Here is a 15,111-nt window from a genome sequence, read left to right as displayed (position 1 = left end):
GGGGGTATGTATGCCGTCGACAAGGGCGGCATCGGCGGAGTCTAAGCGAGTCCGCACTCAGGGAACAACGCTCAGCATGGCACCGGGGTTCCTGACCCCGCGAGTGCGCACGCCGTCACGCCCCGAACAGGTCCCCTTGTCCGTTTCCCCCCGTGGACTGGCGCGGCGGCGTCAGACCGAGATGGGCCCATGCGGCCGGGGTCGCCACCCGGCCGCGCGGTGTACGGGCGAGCAGTCCCTCCCGTACGAGGAAGGGCTCGGCGACCTCCTCGACGGTCTCACGCTCCTCCCCCACCGCGACCGCGAGCGTGGACAGACCGACCGGGCCGCCGCCGAACAGCTTGAGCAGGGCCTCCAGAACACCGCGGTCGAGCCGGTCGAGGCCACGGGCGTCGACCTCGTAGACCTTGAGCGCGGCCGCGGCGATCTCGCGCGTGATGATCCCGTCCGCCTTGACCTGCGCGTAGTCCCGGACGCGGCGCAGCAGACGGTTGGCGATACGGGGCGTACCACGGGAGCGCCCCGCGATCTCGGCGGCGCCTTCCGAGCCGATCTCCACGTCGAGGAGATGCGCGGAACGGTGGATGACGCGCTGGAGCTCCGCGGGCTCGTAGAACTCCATGTGCGCGGTGAAGCCGAAGCGGTCGCGCAGCGGGGGCGGCAGCAGACCGGCGCGCGTGGTGGCGCCGACCAGCGTGAACGGCGGCAGCTCCAGTGGGATCGCGGTGGCGCCGGGGCCCTTGCCGACGATCACGTCGACGCGGAAGTCCTCCATCGCCATGTAGAGCATCTCCTCGGCGGGCCGGGACATGCGGTGGATCTCGTCGAGGAACAGCACCTCGCCCTCCTGGAGCGAGGAGAGGATCGCCGCCAGGTCACCGGCGTGCTGGATGGCGGGGCCGCTGGTGATGCGGATGGGGGCGCCCATCTCGGCGGCGATGATCATCGAGAGGGTGGTCTTGCCGAGGCCGGGGGCGCCGGAGAGCAGCACGTGATCGGCGGTGGCGCCGCGCGCGCGGGCGGCGCGCAGGACGAGGTCGAGCTGCTCGCGGACCTTCTCCTGGCCGATGAACTCGTCCAGGTCCTTGGGGCGCAGGGCCGCCTCGACCGCCTGGTCCTCACGGTCGGCGGACGCGCCGACGAGCCGCTCGGCGTCGCTCTCGTCGGTCGTGTGGTCCCAGTTCACTGAAGTTCTCCTAGCCGTGGCATGCCGGCTGTGTCGTCCGGCCGGGGGTCCGGGGGCGCTCCCCGGGAAGACACAGCGTGCATGTGTGCCTCGCGGTCTGGTGGTCGGGGGGCCGCTGGCTCAGCGGGCGCGGTTGAGGGTCTGGAGGGCGGCCTTGAGCAGCCGGCCCACCTGGGGTGTGCCCTCGGCGGCCTCGGCCTGCGGGGCGACGGCGGAGACGGCCTCGTCGGCCTCGCGCGTGGCGTACCCGAGGCCGATCAGCGCGGCGTGCAGCTGGTCGCGCCAGCCGGTGCTGACCGGGGCGCCGATGCCGGTGCTCGTGCCGAGGGGCTCGCCGAGCCGGTCCTTGAGCTCGAGCAGGAGCTTCTGGGCTCCCCGCTTGCCGATGCCGGGTACGGCCGTGAGCGTCTTCTCGTCACCGGTGGCGATCGCGCGGCGCAGGGCGTCGGGCGAGTGCGTGGCGAGCATGGCCTGCGCGAGACGGGGGCCGACACCGCTGGCGGTCTGGAGCAGCTCGAAGGTTCCGCGCTCGTCGTCGTCGGCGAAGCCGTACAGCGTCAGGGAGTCCTCGCGCACGACGAGGGAGGTGGCGAGCTTGGTCTGCTGTCCCATCCGGAGCCCGGAGAGCGTGTTGGGCGAGCACTGGACGGCGATGCCGATGCCGCCGACCTCGACGACCGCGGAGTCCGGGGCGAGGGCGGCGACCGGGCCGCTGACGAAGGCGATCATGCGGTACGGCCTTTCGAAGCGTGGTGCGATGCGGGTTTCGACGCGTGCAGGGCGGCGGCTTGCTGGAGCCGGTTCTGCGCGACGGCCTGCTGGAGCCGGTTCTGCGCGGGGGCACGCCAGATGTGACAGATGGCGAGGGCGAGGGCGTCCGCCGCGTCGGCGGGCTTGGGCGGCGCGTCGAGCCTGAGCAGCCTGGTGACCATGGCACCCACCTGGGCCTTGTCCGCGCGTCCGCTGCCGGTGACGGCGGCCTTGACCTCGCTCGGGGTGTGCAGAGCGACCGTCAGGCCGCGGCGGGCGGCGCAGAGCATGGCGACGGCGCTGGCCTGGGCCGTGCCCATCACCGTCCGCACGTTGTGCTGGCTGAACACCCGCTCCACAGCGACGACTTCGGGCTCGTACTCGTCGAGCCAGTGCTCGATGCCCTGTTCGATGGCGACGAGGCGCAGGCCCAACTCGGCGTCCGTCGGAGTGCGTACGACCCCGACGCCGCGCATGGTCAGGGGTCGGCCCGCGACTCCTTCGACCACCCCGACACCGCATCGGGTCAGTCCCGGGTCAACGCCGAGCACCCGCACCCCGAACCCCCCCTTTTTTCGGCTGAGCCGCCGCCGCTCCAGCAGAAGTGGCTGATCGCCGTCGTGGTTCCTCAAGTGATGATTGCGGTCCGATGGACTGCGATCATCATCCGTCCTCGACAGGCTAACCGCTGCCACTGACAACGACGGCGGGCCGGCAGGACGTGTCCCGCGGGCCCGCCGAAGTGAATCCTTGGCAGCTCAGGCGTCGACCTTGGCCATCACGTCGTCGCTCACGTCGAAGTTGGCGAAGACGTTCTGCACGTCGTCGCTGTCCTCCAGGGCGTCGATCAGCTTGAAGATCTTCCGGGCGCCCTCTTCGTCGAGCTCGACCTGCATGGTCGGGACGAAGTTGGCCTCGGCGGAGTCGTAGTCGACGCCGGCGTCCTGGAGGGCCGTGCGGACCGCGACCATGTCGGTGGCCTCGGAGATGACCTCGAAGGACTCGCCGAGGTCGTTGACCTCTTCGGCGCCCGCGTCGAGCACGGCACCCAGGACGTCGTCCTCGGTCAGCTCACCCTTGGGGACGATGACGACGCCCTTGCGGTTGAAGAGGTACGAGACGGAGCCCGGGTCGGCCATGTTGCCGCCGTTGCGCGTCATGGCGACGCGGACGTCCGAGGCGGCGCGGTTGCGGTTGTCGGTGAGGCACTCGATGAGCACCGCGACACCGTTCGGCCCGTAACCCTCGTACATGATCGTCTCGTAGTCGGCGCCACCGGCCTCGAGACCGGCGCCGCGCTTGACCGCGGAGTCGATGTTCTTGTTCGGGACCGAGCTCTTCTTGGCCTTCTGAATGGCGTCGAACAGCGTCGGGTTGCCGCCCGGGTCGGCGCCACCGGTGCGGGCCGCGACCTCGATATTCTTGATCATCTTCGCGAAGAGCTTGCCGCGCTTGGCGTCGATCACGGCCTTCTTGTGCTTCGTCGTAGCCCATTTAGAGTGGCCGGACATCTGCCTGTCTCCTTCGCGTAACCCATCCTGTACGAACTCCCCCAGACCTTGAGCATCTGGGGGACCCCCAGATCCTACAAGGATTCCGGTATCCGGTTCGCGCGCACCATGTCGACGAACAGGCCGTGCACGCGGTGGTCGCCGGTCAGTTCCGGGTGGAACGACGTGGCGAGCGCGGTGCCCTGACGTACGGCGACGATGTGACCCTCGTGCTCGGCGAGCACTTCGGCCGCGGCTCCCACGGACTCGACCCAGGGGGCGCGGATGAAGACGCCCTCTACAGGATCGCCCTCGACGCCCCGGACGTCGACCGCCGCTTCGAAGGACTCGTTCTGACGTCCGAAGGCGTTGCGGCGCACAATCATGTCGATGCCGCCGATCGTCTCCTGGCCCGAGCGCGGGTCGAGGATCTTGTCGGCGAGCATGATCATGCCCGCGCAGGTGCCGTAGACGGGCATGCCTGAGCGCACGCGCGCGCGGAGGGGCTCCATCAATCCGAACAGGACGGCCAGCTTGGAGATGGTGGTGGACTCGCCGCCGGGGATGACCAGGCCGTCCACCTCGGCGAGCTCCTCGGGACGCCGCACCGGCCTGGCCACGGCGTCGGCCGCGGCCAGGGCGATGAGGTGCTCCCGTACGTCGCCCTGGAGTGCCAGGACGCCTATGACAGGTGCGTCAGTCATGTACGTGATGCCTTTGTCCGGTCTCGTCGGTCCGGTCTCTTACCAGCCGCGGTTGGCGTAGCGCTCGGTCTCGGGGAGGGTGTCGCAGTTGATGCCGACCATGGCCTCGCCCAGGTTGCGGGAAGCGTCCGCGATGATCTTCGGGTCGTCGTAGAAGGTGGTCGCCTTCACGATGGCGGCGGCGCGCTTGGCCGGGTCGCCGGACTTGAAGATGCCGGAGCCCACGAAGACGCCCTCGGCGCCGAGCTGGCGCATGAGCGCGGCGTCGGCGGGGGTGGCCACACCACCGGCGGAGAACAGCACGACCGGGAGCTTGCCGAGCTCGGCGACCTCCTTGACCAGCTCGTACGGGGCGCGCAGGTCCTTGGCGGCGGCGTACAGCTCGTTGTTGTCGAAGCCGCGCAGACGGGCGATCTCGTTCTTGATCTGGCGCAGGTGACGGACGGCCTCGACGACGTTGCCGGTGCCTGCCTCGCCCTTGGAGCGGATCATGGCGGCGCCCTCGGCGATGCGGCGCAGGGCCTCGCCCAGGTTGGTCGCACCGCAGACGAAGGGGGTCGTGAAGGCCCACTTGTCGGAGTGGTTGACCTCGTCGGCCGGGGTGAGGACCTCGGACTCGTCGATGTAGTCGACACCGAGGGACTGGAGGACCTGGGCCTCGACGAAGTGGCCGATGCGGGACTTGGCCATGACGGGGATGGAGACCGCGTCGATGATCTCCTCGATCATGTTCGGGTCCGACATACGGGCCACGCCGCCGTCCTTGCGGATGTCGGCGGGCACCCGCTCCAGGGCCATGACGGCCACGGCGCCGGCGTCCTCGGCGATCTTCGCCTGCTCGGCGTTGACCACGTCCATGATCACGCCGCCCTTGAGCTGCTCGGCCATTCCGCGCTTGACGCGGGCGGTGCCGGTTGCGGGGTTCTCGGCGGGCTGGGCGGTGTTGGAGAGCGTGCTGGACACGGGTGACCTCACTCGGTGAAAGAGGGTTTCTGCAGCACCGAGGAAACGTGAGTGGACCAGTCCACAGCAAGGGCCAATGGGGAGCCGGTGGATCCTTTTCGCCCCGCCGCCCCTGCCCGACCCGTCCCTGGGGGCTCCGCCCCAGACCCCCGCAGCGCCTTGAGGGGCGCGGGGAACTGCGCGACCAGCCCCCACCGGCCGTCGGCGAAAAGACAACGGGCGGGCGGGGATTCAGGCCGCAGCTCCGCCCGAGGGGTGCGGGGAACCGCGCGGCCCGCCCCACCGGCCGGCAGCCCCGGAGCAACGCCCGCCCGCGGCCGAAAGCCACCCCGTCCTCAGGTCGTGGGGCGGTCCGCCAGCGCGGTGGGAGGCTCGTCGTCCATTTCGAAGGCCATGGGGAAGGGCGCATGGCCGGCGAGGCGGAACCAGCGGACCTTGCGGTGGCGACGAAGAGCGCGGGCGGCACGTACCGCGTCGTTGTGGAACCGCCGGGCCATCGGCACCCGCCGCACCGCCTGCGCCAGCTCGGTCGCCGCCGCGTCCCCACCAGGCGCCTCCCGCACCGCCTCCACCTGCTGCACCTCTCCGAAGACGGCCCGCAGGGCCTGGCTGAGGTCGCTCTCGGCCACCTCGCGCTGCTCCTCCTCCGCCTGCCGCGCGGCGTGCGCGGCCTCGTAGAGCACGATCGAGGCGGCGGGATCGAGCACCCCGGAGGTCGCCAGCTCCTGGGCGACCGAGGCACGGCGCAACAACTGCGCGTCGAGCGCGGCACGGGCGGCGTCGATCCGGGCGTGCAGCCGGTCGAGACGCCCCGCGGTCCAGCTCAGGTAGAGGCCGATCGCGACGAGGCCGACGAGGATCCAGATGAGGGTTGCGGTCACGGGCGGCAAGGCTACCCGGGTGTGCTCACCCCTCCCCCATGTCCCAGGCGCAACGGAAACCGCCGTGTCCGGTGGAGGAGTCGGGGGTGTTCTTCGACCGGGCGGCCACCCGGTAGCGGTTGCAGTACGAGGCGTGGCACAGGTACGAGCCCCCGCGGATGACCCGCCCGCCGGGGTCCGTCGCCGAGGTCTCGGCCGAGGTCCCGCAGGGCGCGGTGAAGGCGCCCGCGCACCACTCCCACACGTTGCCCGAAGTGTTGTACAGGCCGAAGCCGTTGGGCTCGTAGGAGTCCACCTGGACGGTTCCGGTACGGCCGCCGGGGCGAGTGCTGACCCGGGGGAAGTCGCCCTGCCAGGTGTTCATGCGCTCCTGGCCGCCTCGTCGAAGGCGTCGCCCATGCGGAACTCGCCGCCCGGCAGTGTGACGGCGGCACCGTCGGGCGCGGGCCGGGGACGAGGAGGCCGAGGAGGATCGCCCGCGCGCCCGCCGGGGAGCGGTACCGGTACGGAGAGTGGGAAAAGCGAACCGGCCTCCCCGCGCGCGGGTGCGCGGCACGCCCCTCCCCCGCCCGGCGTCGACGTGTCCCGCACGCTCAGTCCCGGGCCAGTCCGAACCTCGCCCGCAGCCCCGTCCGTTCGTCCGCGGCGACCGCCGCCGCACCGTCCGTCACCGTCTCGTAGACGGACAGGATGTCCGCGCCGACGGTCGACCAGTCGAAGCGCCGTACGTGGGCGCTGCCCCGCGCGCGGAGTTCGGCCCGGCGCTCGGGGTCGCCGAGCAGGCGCAGGGCCGCGGCGGCCAGGTCGTCCGCGTCCTCGTTGGCGAAGAGTTCACCGGCCGCGCCCTGGTCAAGGACCTGCGCGAAGGCGTCGAGGTCGGAGGCCAGCACCGGCGCGCCCGCCGACATCGCCTCCACGAGGATGATGCCGAAGCTCTCGCCGCCGGTGTTGGGCGCCACGTACACGTCGACGCTGCGCAGGAAGCGGGCCTTGTCCTCGTCGCTGACCATGCCGAGGAACTCGACGCGCGAGCGCATCTCGGCGGGCAGGGACTCGACTGCCTCCTCCTCGTCACCGCGTCCGGCGACCAGGAGCCGGGTCCCCGGACGCTCGGCGAGGATCTTGGGCAGGGCCTTCATGAGGACGGGCAGGCCCTTGCGGGGCTCATCGATGCGGCCGATGAAGCCGAGGGTGTCGCCCTGCCACTCGGGCTTGGGCTTGGCGCGCGCGAAGAAGTCGACGTCGACGCCGTTCGGGATGACGACCGCGTCGCCGCCCAGGTGCTCGACGAGGGTGCGGCGGGCGTACTCGCTCACCGCGATCCGCGCGCTGATCTTCTCCAGGGCCGCCTGGAGGATCGAGTACGCGGCGACCATGGCCCGGGAGCGCGGGTTGGAGGTGTGGAAGGTGGCGACGATGGGGCCCTGCGCGGCCCAGCACGCGAGCAGGCCGAGCGAGGGCGAGGCCGGCTCGTGGATGTGGATCACGTCGAAGGTGCCTTCGTGCAGCCAGCGCCGCACCCGGGCCGCCGACAGGAAGCCGAAGTTCAGGCGCGCCACGGAGCCGTTGTAGGGCACCGGGACCGCGCGGCCCGCCGAGACGACGTACGGCGGCAGCGGTGTCTCGTCGTCCGCGGGGGCGAGCACGGAGACCTCGTGCCCGCGGCGGATGAGGTGTTCGGCCAGGTCACGAATGTGGAACTGGACGCCGCCCGGCACGTCCCAGGAGTAGGGGCAGACGATGCCGATCCTCACGGAGTCCTCTTCTCGGAACCCTGCTGGGCATGGTCAGGATCCTTGTTGTCAGGATTTCCGCTGTCAGAATCCCTGTTGCCAGGATCCTTCCCGGGATCGAGGTCCTTGAGCCACAAGCGCTGCAGCATGTGCCAGTCCTCCGGATGTTCGGCGATACCCGTGGCGAAGGCGTCGGCCAGCGCCTGTGTCATGACAGACGTCTTCTCGGCCCGGGTGCCTGTCTCGGGGACCTCGACGGGGGGATGCACACGGCCCTGCATCACGGGTGAGTCGTCGTACCAGAGCGTGACCGGCAGCAGGACGGCTCCGGTCTGCTGGGCGAGCAGCGCCGGGCCTGCGGGCATCCGGGTCGTCTCGCCGAAGAACTCCACCTCGACGCCCGAGGCCGACAGATCACGCTCGGCGACCAGGCAGATCAGTCCGCCGTCCCGCAGCCGTCGGGCCAGCGTGCCGAACGCGGTGCCGCCGCTGTGCGGCAGGACCTCCATGCCGAGGCCCTCGCGATAGGCGACGAAACGGTCGTACAGCGACTCCGGCTTGAGGCGCTCGGCGACGGTCGTGAACGGGGTCTCCAGCTTGGTGGTGACCCAGGCACCGGCGAGGTCCCAGTTGCCCATGTGCGGCAGGGCCAGGATGACGCCCTGGTCGGAGGCGAGCCCGTCCGTCAGATGGTGCACGTCCTTGCAGTCGAAGCCCGTCCGCACGCGCTCCTTGCTCCAGGCGGGGAGGCGGAAGGACTCCATCCAGTAGCGCAGGTACGAGCGCATGCCCGCCCGGGAGAGCTCGGCGAGCCGCTCAGGGGTCGCGTCGGGCAGCACACGCGCGTAGTTGCTCTCCAGCCGTTGTACGCCCTTGCCGCGCCGTTTCCAGGCGATGTCCGCGATCGTGCGGCCCAGGCGCACCGCGACCGGCTCCGGAAGCTTCTTGACGGTGCTCCAGCCGAGCGCGTACGCCCCGTCCACCAGCCTCTCCTGGAGACTGGTCACGACGTGGCCCCGCTGTTCTGCGCCGCGGCCGCGGCGTCCGCCTCCGCGGACTCCCGGCGCACCGTGACGACGCGCTGGATCAGCGTGACCAGGCTGCCGACGGCGACGATCCACAGCGCGACGGGCAGCAGCCACTGGATGCCGGGCACCCCGAACTTGTGCAGCCCCGCGAGGCCCGCCGCGACCAGGGAGATCACCAGGCGCTCGGCACGCTCGACCAGGCCGTTCACGGCGACGGGCAGGCCGATCGACTCGCCACGGGCCTTGGTGTACGAGACCACCTGGCCGCTGGCCAGGCAGAAGATCGAGACGGCGCACAGGGCGTTGTTGTCGCCGCTGCCGGCGTACCAGAGCGCGAAACCGCCGAAGATCGCGCCGTCGGCGACCCGGTCGAGCGTGGAGTCCAGGAAGGCGCCCCAGCGGCTGGAGCGGCCGAGCTGGCGCGCCATGTTTCCGTCGACCAGGTCGGAGAAGACGAAGAGCGTGATGACGATCGTGCCCCAGAAGAACTCCCCCCGGGGGTAGAAGACCAGCGCGCCCGCCATGACTCCGGCCGTACCCAGAAGGGTGACCGTGTCGGGGCTTACCCCCCGACGGATGAGAAACGCGGCGAACGGTGTGAGGACACGCGTGAAGAATGCACGCGCGTACTTGTTCAGCATGGCCTTCCCGAGGGTCGGTGTCGCCGCGCGGCCCCTGCTGGCCACCGGCTGGCCCATCGTAGCCACGCGCGCGCTTGTGCGACGGCCGGGCACCCGCACCCCGTGTCACGGTGGGATGCCATCGATGTCACGGCGGGATCGCGTCCCCCGTATGGACGCACCGTGACACGAGTGCAAAGCTCGAATACACCGCGGGCGTCATCGGAGCCGCACCGCACGCGGATCCGGCTATGCCCGCGCCCAAAGAGACCTCACCGTGCACGGGAGGCAAGACCATGGGCGACAAGGCGAACGCACACCCCGGAGCCGCCGGCAGGGCTACAGCGGCCGACCACCCCGCGTCCGTACGGAATGTGGTGCTGGTCGGCCACAGCGGATCCGGCAAGACGACATTGGTGGAAGCTCTCGCACTGACGGCGGGAGCGGTGAACCGGGCGGGCAGGGTGGAGGACGGCACCGCCGTCTCCGACTACGACGAGATCGAGCACCGGCAACAGCGCTCGGTGCAGCTGTCCCTGGTACCCGTCGACTGGGACGGATACAAGATCAACATCATCGACACCCCCGGATACGCCGACTTCGTCGGGGAACTCAGGGCCGGTCTGCGCGCCGCGGACGCGGCCCTCTTCGTCGTCTCGGCCTCGGACGGCGTGGACGGCTCGACCCGGATGGTGTGGGAGGAGTGCGCGGCGGTCGGCATGCCGCGCGCCATCGTGATCACCCACCTCGAGTCGGCGCGCGCCGACTTCGACGACATGACGCGGATCTGCGCCGAGGCCTTCGGCGCGGACGACCCCGACGCCGTACTGCCGCTGTACCTGCCGCTGCACGGCGCGGAGGGGCCCGACGGGCACGCCCCTGTCACCGGGCTGATCGGACTGCTCACCCAGCGGCTGTTCGACTACTCCTCCGGGGAGCGCAAGGAGGCCGAGCCGGGACCGGAGCAGCTGCCGCTCATCGAAGAGGCGCGCAGCCGGCTGATCGAGGGGATCATCGCCGAGAGCGAGGACGAGACCCTCATGGACCGCTACCTGGGCGGCGAGCAGATCGACGTCAAGACGCTCGTGCAGGACCTGGAGCGGGCCGTGGCGCGCGGGGCCTTCTTCCCAGTCCTGGCGGCCGCACCCGCCGCCGAGGGCGCCCGCCAGGGGCTCGGCACCGTCGAGCTCCTCGAACTCGTCACGGGCGGCTTCCCGACCCCGCTGGAGCGCCCAGCACCCACCGTGACGACACCGGAAGGGCTGGAACGCGAGGTCAAGGCCTGCGATCCGAACGGACCGCTGGTCGCGGAGGTCGTGAAGACGGCCAGCGACCCCTATGTGGGCCGGGTCTCCCTCGTCCGCGTCTTCTCGGGCACCCTGCGCCCCGACGAGACGGTGCACGTCTCCGGGCACGGGCTCGGCGACCGCGGGCACGAGGACCACGACGTCGACGAGCGCGTCGGCGCCCTGTCCGCGCCGTTCGGCAAACAGCAGCGCTCCCTGACGCACTGCATCGCGGGCGACCTGGCCTGCGTGGCCAAGCTCAACCGGGCCGAGACCGGTGACACGCTCTCGGCCAAGGACGACCCGCTGCTGATGGAGCCCTGGCAGATGCCGGACCCGCTGCTGCCGCTCGCCATCCAGGCCCACAGCAAGGCCGACGAGGACAAGCTCTCGCAGGGCCTGGGCCGGCTGGTCGCCGAGGACCCCACCATGCGCCTGGAACAGAACCAGAACACCCACCAGGTCGTTCTGTGGTGCCTGGGCGAGGCCCACGCCGACGTCGCCCTGGAGCGGTTGCGCAACCGGTACGGCGTCCAGGTCGACGTGGTCCCGCACAAGGTCTCCCTGCGGGAGACGTTCGCGGACAGGGCCGCGGGGCGCGGCCGCCATGTGAAGCAGTCCGGTGGGCACGGGCAGTACGCGATCTGCGAGATCGAGGTCGAACCCCTCCCGAACGGCTCGGGAATCGAGTTCGTGGACAAGGTCGTCGGCGGGGCCGTGCCCCGGCAGTTCATCCCCTCCGTCGAGAAGGGGGTGCGGGCCCAGGCCGCCAAGGGCGTGGTCGCGGGCTATCCCCTCATCGACGTACGGATCACCCTGCGCGACGGCAAGGCGCACTCCGTGGACTCCTCCGACGCGGCGTTCCAGACCGCGGGCGCGCTCGCCCTGCGCGAGGCGGCCGCCGACACCAGGATCCATCTGCTGGAGCCGGTGGCCGAGGTGACGGTCCTGGTCGGCGACGAGTACGTGGGCGCCGTGATGAGCGACCTGTCGGGGCGGCGCGGCCGGGTGGTCGGCACCGAGCAGACGGGCGGCGGACGCACGCTCGTCAGGGCCGAGGTCCCGGAGATCGAGATCGGACGGTACGCCGTGGATCTGCGCTCCCTCTCGCACGGCACCGCACGCTTCAACCGCACCTACGCACGGCATGAGCCGATGCCGTCGCAGATCGCCGAAAGGATGCGCGAACAGGCCCAGAGCGCCTGACGGTTCGGCTTCTCTCACCCTCGGCGGGCGGCTTCGGCCGTCCGCCGACGAATGTCGGTCGCGGCCGATACTCTGGGAACTGATCAAGACGATGACCTGATCAACAGGTGTGCGGGGCAGGGAAGTCGGGAAAGCCGCAGGAGCGGGTGCGGCGGCGATGGGGGCGGAAGTGGCGTTCGACGGTTTCGATTTCACTCCCGGGGCGCAAGTGCCGCTCTCGGGTTCCGCGGGACAGACGGCGGCGACCTTCGCACTGGCCTCGGCGGCGTACCGGGACAGCGATGTCGGCGAGATCCTCAAAGCGAACAACCAGTGGCACGAGTCCACCGTGAGCTCAGGCCGCAAGTGGGCCACGATCTTCAGGCCCAACCTCGGCGAGGCCTTCGGGCGGGCGGTGGTGGACCGCATGCTGGGCGCCGGCCGCAAGCCCCTCATCCAGTCCTTCGGCACCGAGCCGCAGGTCGTCGTCGAGCACTGCCTCGCGGCGAACCGCATCCGCCGGGAGCGGGACAACTGGCTGTCGGCCGTCATGGTGCTGTGCGGTGTGCTGTTCCTGCCCGGGCTGCTGGCGTGGCTGCTGGTCTTCCAGCTCCGGTCCATGATCGCCAAGCAGACGAACAAGCGCGCCGGCGCCCTCGGCACCACGCTCCTGGTCGCCTTCGGCGCCCTCGCCGTGGTCTTCCTCGTCCGTATGCCTTTCACCGGCTTCTGGGCCTGGTACGCGCGTGCGTCGGTGGTCCTCCCGGTGATCGGCTGGCTCTGGGCCAAGCAGATCTGCGAGCGGACCGCCAAGGACCTGCGCGAGCGCTGGGACAGCCTGCTGTCCGGCGGCGGCCTCGGCGCCAAGATCCCGGAGGCGGTGCCCGGCAGCCCGGGCGAGACGGCGGCCGAGCGGCTCCGCCAGTCCCTGGCCGCCCTCAGCGCCGAGCAGCAGTCCAACTCGGTGTTCTACGCCGGGCCCAAGGGCATACTCGGCATGGGCACCCGCTGGGGCAGCTGGCAGCTGGCCGAGGACCTCGTCCCCAAGGACCCGGACAAGGAGATCCACCCCTTCCGCAGCTGGGACGTCGTCCGCAACATCCACGACAAGCTCCGCATGCTGGAGCGCGGCCCACTCAACACCGGTGGTTTCCCCACCCCTTCGATCAAGCACTGGATCGTCTCGCCGATCGGTGAGAACGCCAAGGAGGTGTCCCGGCCGGGCGGCACGGACGTCGAGGCGTACACGATCAAGAGCCACGCCATACAGGACATCTGCAACAAGCAGCAGTTCGGCAGCGGCCAGCGGCACTACCTCGGCGTGCAGTGGACGCTGTGGGACGGCCAGTTGATCATCACCATGCTGATCACCGTGACCGTGCTGCACGAGACGCTGCGCATCGAGGTCACCGGGCATGCCCTGGGTCCCGTGCACTCCCTGTTCACCAGCAAGCCCGAGGCCCCGACGAAGGAGGTCGCCAAGGCGGTCAAGTTCTGGGAGACCCGCAAGGTGAAGCTGCCGCTGGTCACCACGGACGAGGTCGTACGTCTCACCGCGCGCTCCCCGCTCACCGGGTACCCGCCGCTGCTGAACTGGCTCGGCGGCAAGCTGACGCTGCCCGAGCCGTTCGGCCTGCGGCACGCGTGGGCCGACCAGCCCTGGCGGCACCGCTTCATGGCCGACGACGCGCTGCGGGCGGCCACGCCGGTGCTGCGTGTCGTGCACGCGGCGGCGATCAAGGTGCTGGACGAGAACGGGGTCGACACGGAGAAGTTCGGCAACCGGTCGGCGTTCCTCAGCACGGCGGTGCAGGACCCGTCGCCCCGGAAGGCCGACCTCTACGACGCGTGAGCCCCCGGCGGACGGGCAGAAAAGGCCGTCCGCCGGGTGCGGGTCGTCTCGGGCTGATCGCGCAGTTCCCCGCCGCCCCTACGGGGCTACTGGCTCGGCCAGGCCTCTGCCAGCATCTTGCGGGTGTCGGCCAGGAGCTGCGGGAGCACCTTGGTGTGGCCGACGACCGGCATGAAGTTGGTGTCGCCGCCCCAGCGGGGGACGATGTGCTGGTGGAGATGGGCGGCGATGCCCGCGCCCGCCACCGTGCCCTGGTTCATACCGATGTTGAACCCGTGCGCGCCCGAGGCGGTGCGCAGCGCGGTCATCGCCTGCTTGGTCAGCTCGCCGAGCTCGGCGGTCTCCGGGTCGGTCAGGTCGGTGTAGTCCGCGACATGGCGGTAGGGCACGACCATGAGATGGCCGCCGTTGTACGGGTACAGGTTGAGCACCGCGTACACCTGCTCACCGCGCCTCACGATGAGCCCGTCCTCGTCGGACTTGGCGGGGATCGAGCAGAACGGACAGCCGTCGTCGGCCCCCGGGCCGGTGGGCTTGTTCTCGCCCTGGATGTAAGCCATCCGGTGGGGCGTCCACAAGCGCTGGAACGCGTCCTGCGTTCCCACTCCGATCTGCTGCTCCGGCTCACTCGTCATGTGGTGCAGCATATTGCTTCGCCCGTTCGCGGCGTGTCGGCGGGGCTCTCCCGAATGCTCGCCGGGCCAAGCTGGGCCGATGGACGACGACAGCCGACAGGCCCGGTGGGAAAGGCGCACCGAAGTCCCGCTCAGCCTGGCCTCGGCGTTGTTTCTCGCCGCTTACGCCGTCCTGGTCCTCGGGCACACGCTGCCCGTCGTCTGGCGCCAGGCCTGCGTGGCGGTGATGCTGGCCGCGTGGGCGCTGTTCGGCGTCGACTACGCCGTGCGCTGGGGCCTGAGCGGACAGCGCCTCGGCTTCGTCCGCGCACACCCGGTGGACACCCTGGCGCTCCTGCTGCCGCTGCTGCGTCCGCTGCGCGTCGTCAAGGTCTACGAGGCCGTACAGCGTCATCGTGGAGAGCCCCGTCTCTCCCTGCACGCGCGCGTGGTCTTCTACGCGGGGTTGTCGGCCGCGCTGCTCGGCTTCGCGGGCTCCCTCGCCGTCTACCAGCAGGAGCGCGGGGCGCCGGGCGCCTCGATCCGGACGTTCGGGGACTCGGTGTGGTGGACCTGCACCACGCTCACGACGGTGGGATACGGGGACGTGGTGCCGGTGACCCCGATGGGGCGCACGATCGCGTCGGTGCTGATGGTGTGCGGTCTGGCGCTGCTCGGCGCGGTGACCGGCTCGTTCTCGTCCTGGCTGCTCCAGGTGTTCGCACGCGAGGACGAGAACGCCGGGGGCGACGGGAACAGGGGTAGGAAAAGGCCCCCGGGGAGCTGAGCTCTCCGGGGGCCTTCCGTCACGTGCGCGTC

General features: G+C 70.7%; 14 protein-coding genes and 1 pseudogene. 3 read left to right on the top strand and 12 right to left on the bottom strand.

Annotation, left to right across the window (positions count from 1 at the left end; translation table 11 throughout):
- Positions 1-115 precede the first annotated feature (115 nt).
- The 11 genes and pseudogenes from ruvB to pgsA form a co-directional block, all read right to left on the bottom strand.
- Positions 116-1,186 carry a Holliday junction branch migration DNA helicase RuvB gene (gene ruvB, locus ACIRA5_RS27860; protein ID WP_351308621.1) on the bottom strand — a complete coding sequence of 357 codons (1,071 nt, stop codon included), beginning with the start codon at positions 1,184-1,186 and terminating at the stop codon, positions 116-118.
- 120 nt (positions 1,187-1,306) lie between these two features.
- The gene (ruvA, locus tag ACIRA5_RS27855) at positions 1,307-1,915 is read right to left on the bottom strand and encodes a Holliday junction branch migration protein RuvA (RefSeq protein ID WP_351308624.1); all 609 of its coding nucleotides are present in this window, start codon (positions 1,913-1,915) and stop codon (positions 1,307-1,309) included.
- A complete protein-coding gene (gene ruvC, locus ACIRA5_RS27850) occupies positions 1,912-2,493 on the bottom strand; it encodes a crossover junction endodeoxyribonuclease RuvC (protein WP_403695162.1) in 582 nt (193 codons plus the stop codon). The genes ruvA and ruvC overlap by 4 nt, the downstream gene beginning before the upstream one ends.
- Before the next feature lie 201 nt (positions 2,494-2,694).
- A complete protein-coding gene (locus ACIRA5_RS27845) occupies positions 2,695-3,447 on the bottom strand; it encodes a YebC/PmpR family DNA-binding transcriptional regulator (RefSeq protein WP_403694851.1) in 753 nt (250 codons plus the stop codon).
- 74 nt (positions 3,448-3,521) lie between these two features.
- Complete coding sequence (gene pdxT, locus ACIRA5_RS27840) at positions 3,522-4,130, bottom strand: pyridoxal 5'-phosphate synthase glutaminase subunit PdxT (protein ID WP_352047918.1); 609 nt, start codon at positions 4,128-4,130, stop codon at positions 3,522-3,524.
- A 39-nt stretch (positions 4,131-4,169) separates the two neighbouring features.
- Entirely contained in the window at positions 4,170-5,093 is a 924-nt protein-coding gene (gene pdxS / locus ACIRA5_RS27835) for a pyridoxal 5'-phosphate synthase lyase subunit PdxS (protein ID WP_351436056.1), read from the bottom strand.
- Positions 5,094-5,428: 335 nt separating this feature from the next.
- A complete protein-coding gene (locus ACIRA5_RS27830; RefSeq protein WP_054233941.1) occupies positions 5,429-5,974 on the bottom strand; it encodes a hypothetical protein in 546 nt (181 codons plus the stop codon).
- 25 nt (positions 5,975-5,999) lie between these two features.
- Positions 6,000-6,389, bottom strand: a pseudogene (locus ACIRA5_RS27825) (formylglycine-generating enzyme family protein); the annotation flags it as partial.
- Positions 6,390-6,567: 178 nt separating this feature from the next.
- Positions 6,568-7,728, bottom strand: coding sequence for a glycosyltransferase family 4 protein (locus ACIRA5_RS27820; RefSeq protein WP_403694848.1), 1,161 nt, complete (start codon positions 7,726-7,728; stop codon positions 6,568-6,570).
- Complete coding sequence (locus ACIRA5_RS27815; RefSeq protein WP_403694845.1) at positions 7,725-8,714, bottom strand: phosphatidylinositol mannoside acyltransferase; 990 nt, start codon at positions 8,712-8,714, stop codon at positions 7,725-7,727. The genes ACIRA5_RS27820 and ACIRA5_RS27815 overlap by 4 nt, the downstream gene beginning before the upstream one ends.
- The gene (gene pgsA / locus ACIRA5_RS27810; protein ID WP_075027572.1) at positions 8,711-9,433 is read right to left on the bottom strand and encodes a phosphatidylinositol phosphate synthase; all 723 of its coding nucleotides are present in this window, start codon (positions 9,431-9,433) and stop codon (positions 8,711-8,713) included. The genes ACIRA5_RS27815 and pgsA overlap by 4 nt, the downstream gene beginning before the upstream one ends.
- Before the next feature lie 218 nt (positions 9,434-9,651).
- On the opposite strand from pgsA, the gene ACIRA5_RS27805 reads away from it, so the two are divergent.
- Both ACIRA5_RS27805 and ACIRA5_RS27800 read left to right on the top strand, forming a co-directional pair.
- Positions 9,652-11,847: an elongation factor G-like protein EF-G2 gene (locus ACIRA5_RS27805; protein ID WP_403695161.1), complete on the top strand. Its 2,196-nt coding sequence runs from the start codon at positions 9,652-9,654 to the stop codon at positions 11,845-11,847.
- 157 nt (positions 11,848-12,004) lie between these two features.
- Positions 12,005-13,678 (top strand): hypothetical protein, encoded by a 1,674-nt coding sequence (locus tag ACIRA5_RS27800; protein WP_403694842.1) that lies wholly within the window; start codon positions 12,005-12,007, stop codon positions 13,676-13,678.
- Between the two features lie 86 nt (positions 13,679-13,764).
- On the opposite strand, the gene ACIRA5_RS27795 is transcribed toward ACIRA5_RS27800, so the two are convergent.
- Positions 13,765-14,325 carry an HIT domain-containing protein gene (locus ACIRA5_RS27795; protein WP_261686295.1) on the bottom strand — a complete coding sequence of 187 codons (561 nt, stop codon included), beginning with the start codon at positions 14,323-14,325 and terminating at the stop codon, positions 13,765-13,767.
- Positions 14,326-14,392: 67 nt separating this feature from the next.
- On the opposite strand from ACIRA5_RS27795, the gene ACIRA5_RS27790 reads away from it, so the two are divergent.
- Complete coding sequence (locus ACIRA5_RS27790; RefSeq protein WP_403694839.1) at positions 14,393-15,079, top strand: potassium channel family protein; 687 nt, start codon at positions 14,393-14,395, stop codon at positions 15,077-15,079.
- Positions 15,080-15,111: the final 32 nt, after the last annotated feature.

The sequence above is a fragment of the Streptomyces sp. NPDC096311 genome (assembly GCF_044763085.1).
GTDB lineage: Bacteria > Actinomycetota > Actinomycetes > Streptomycetales > Streptomycetaceae > Streptomyces.
The sequence above is the reverse complement of the archived record's forward strand: the minus strand, read 5'-3'. Positions and strand labels throughout refer to the sequence as shown.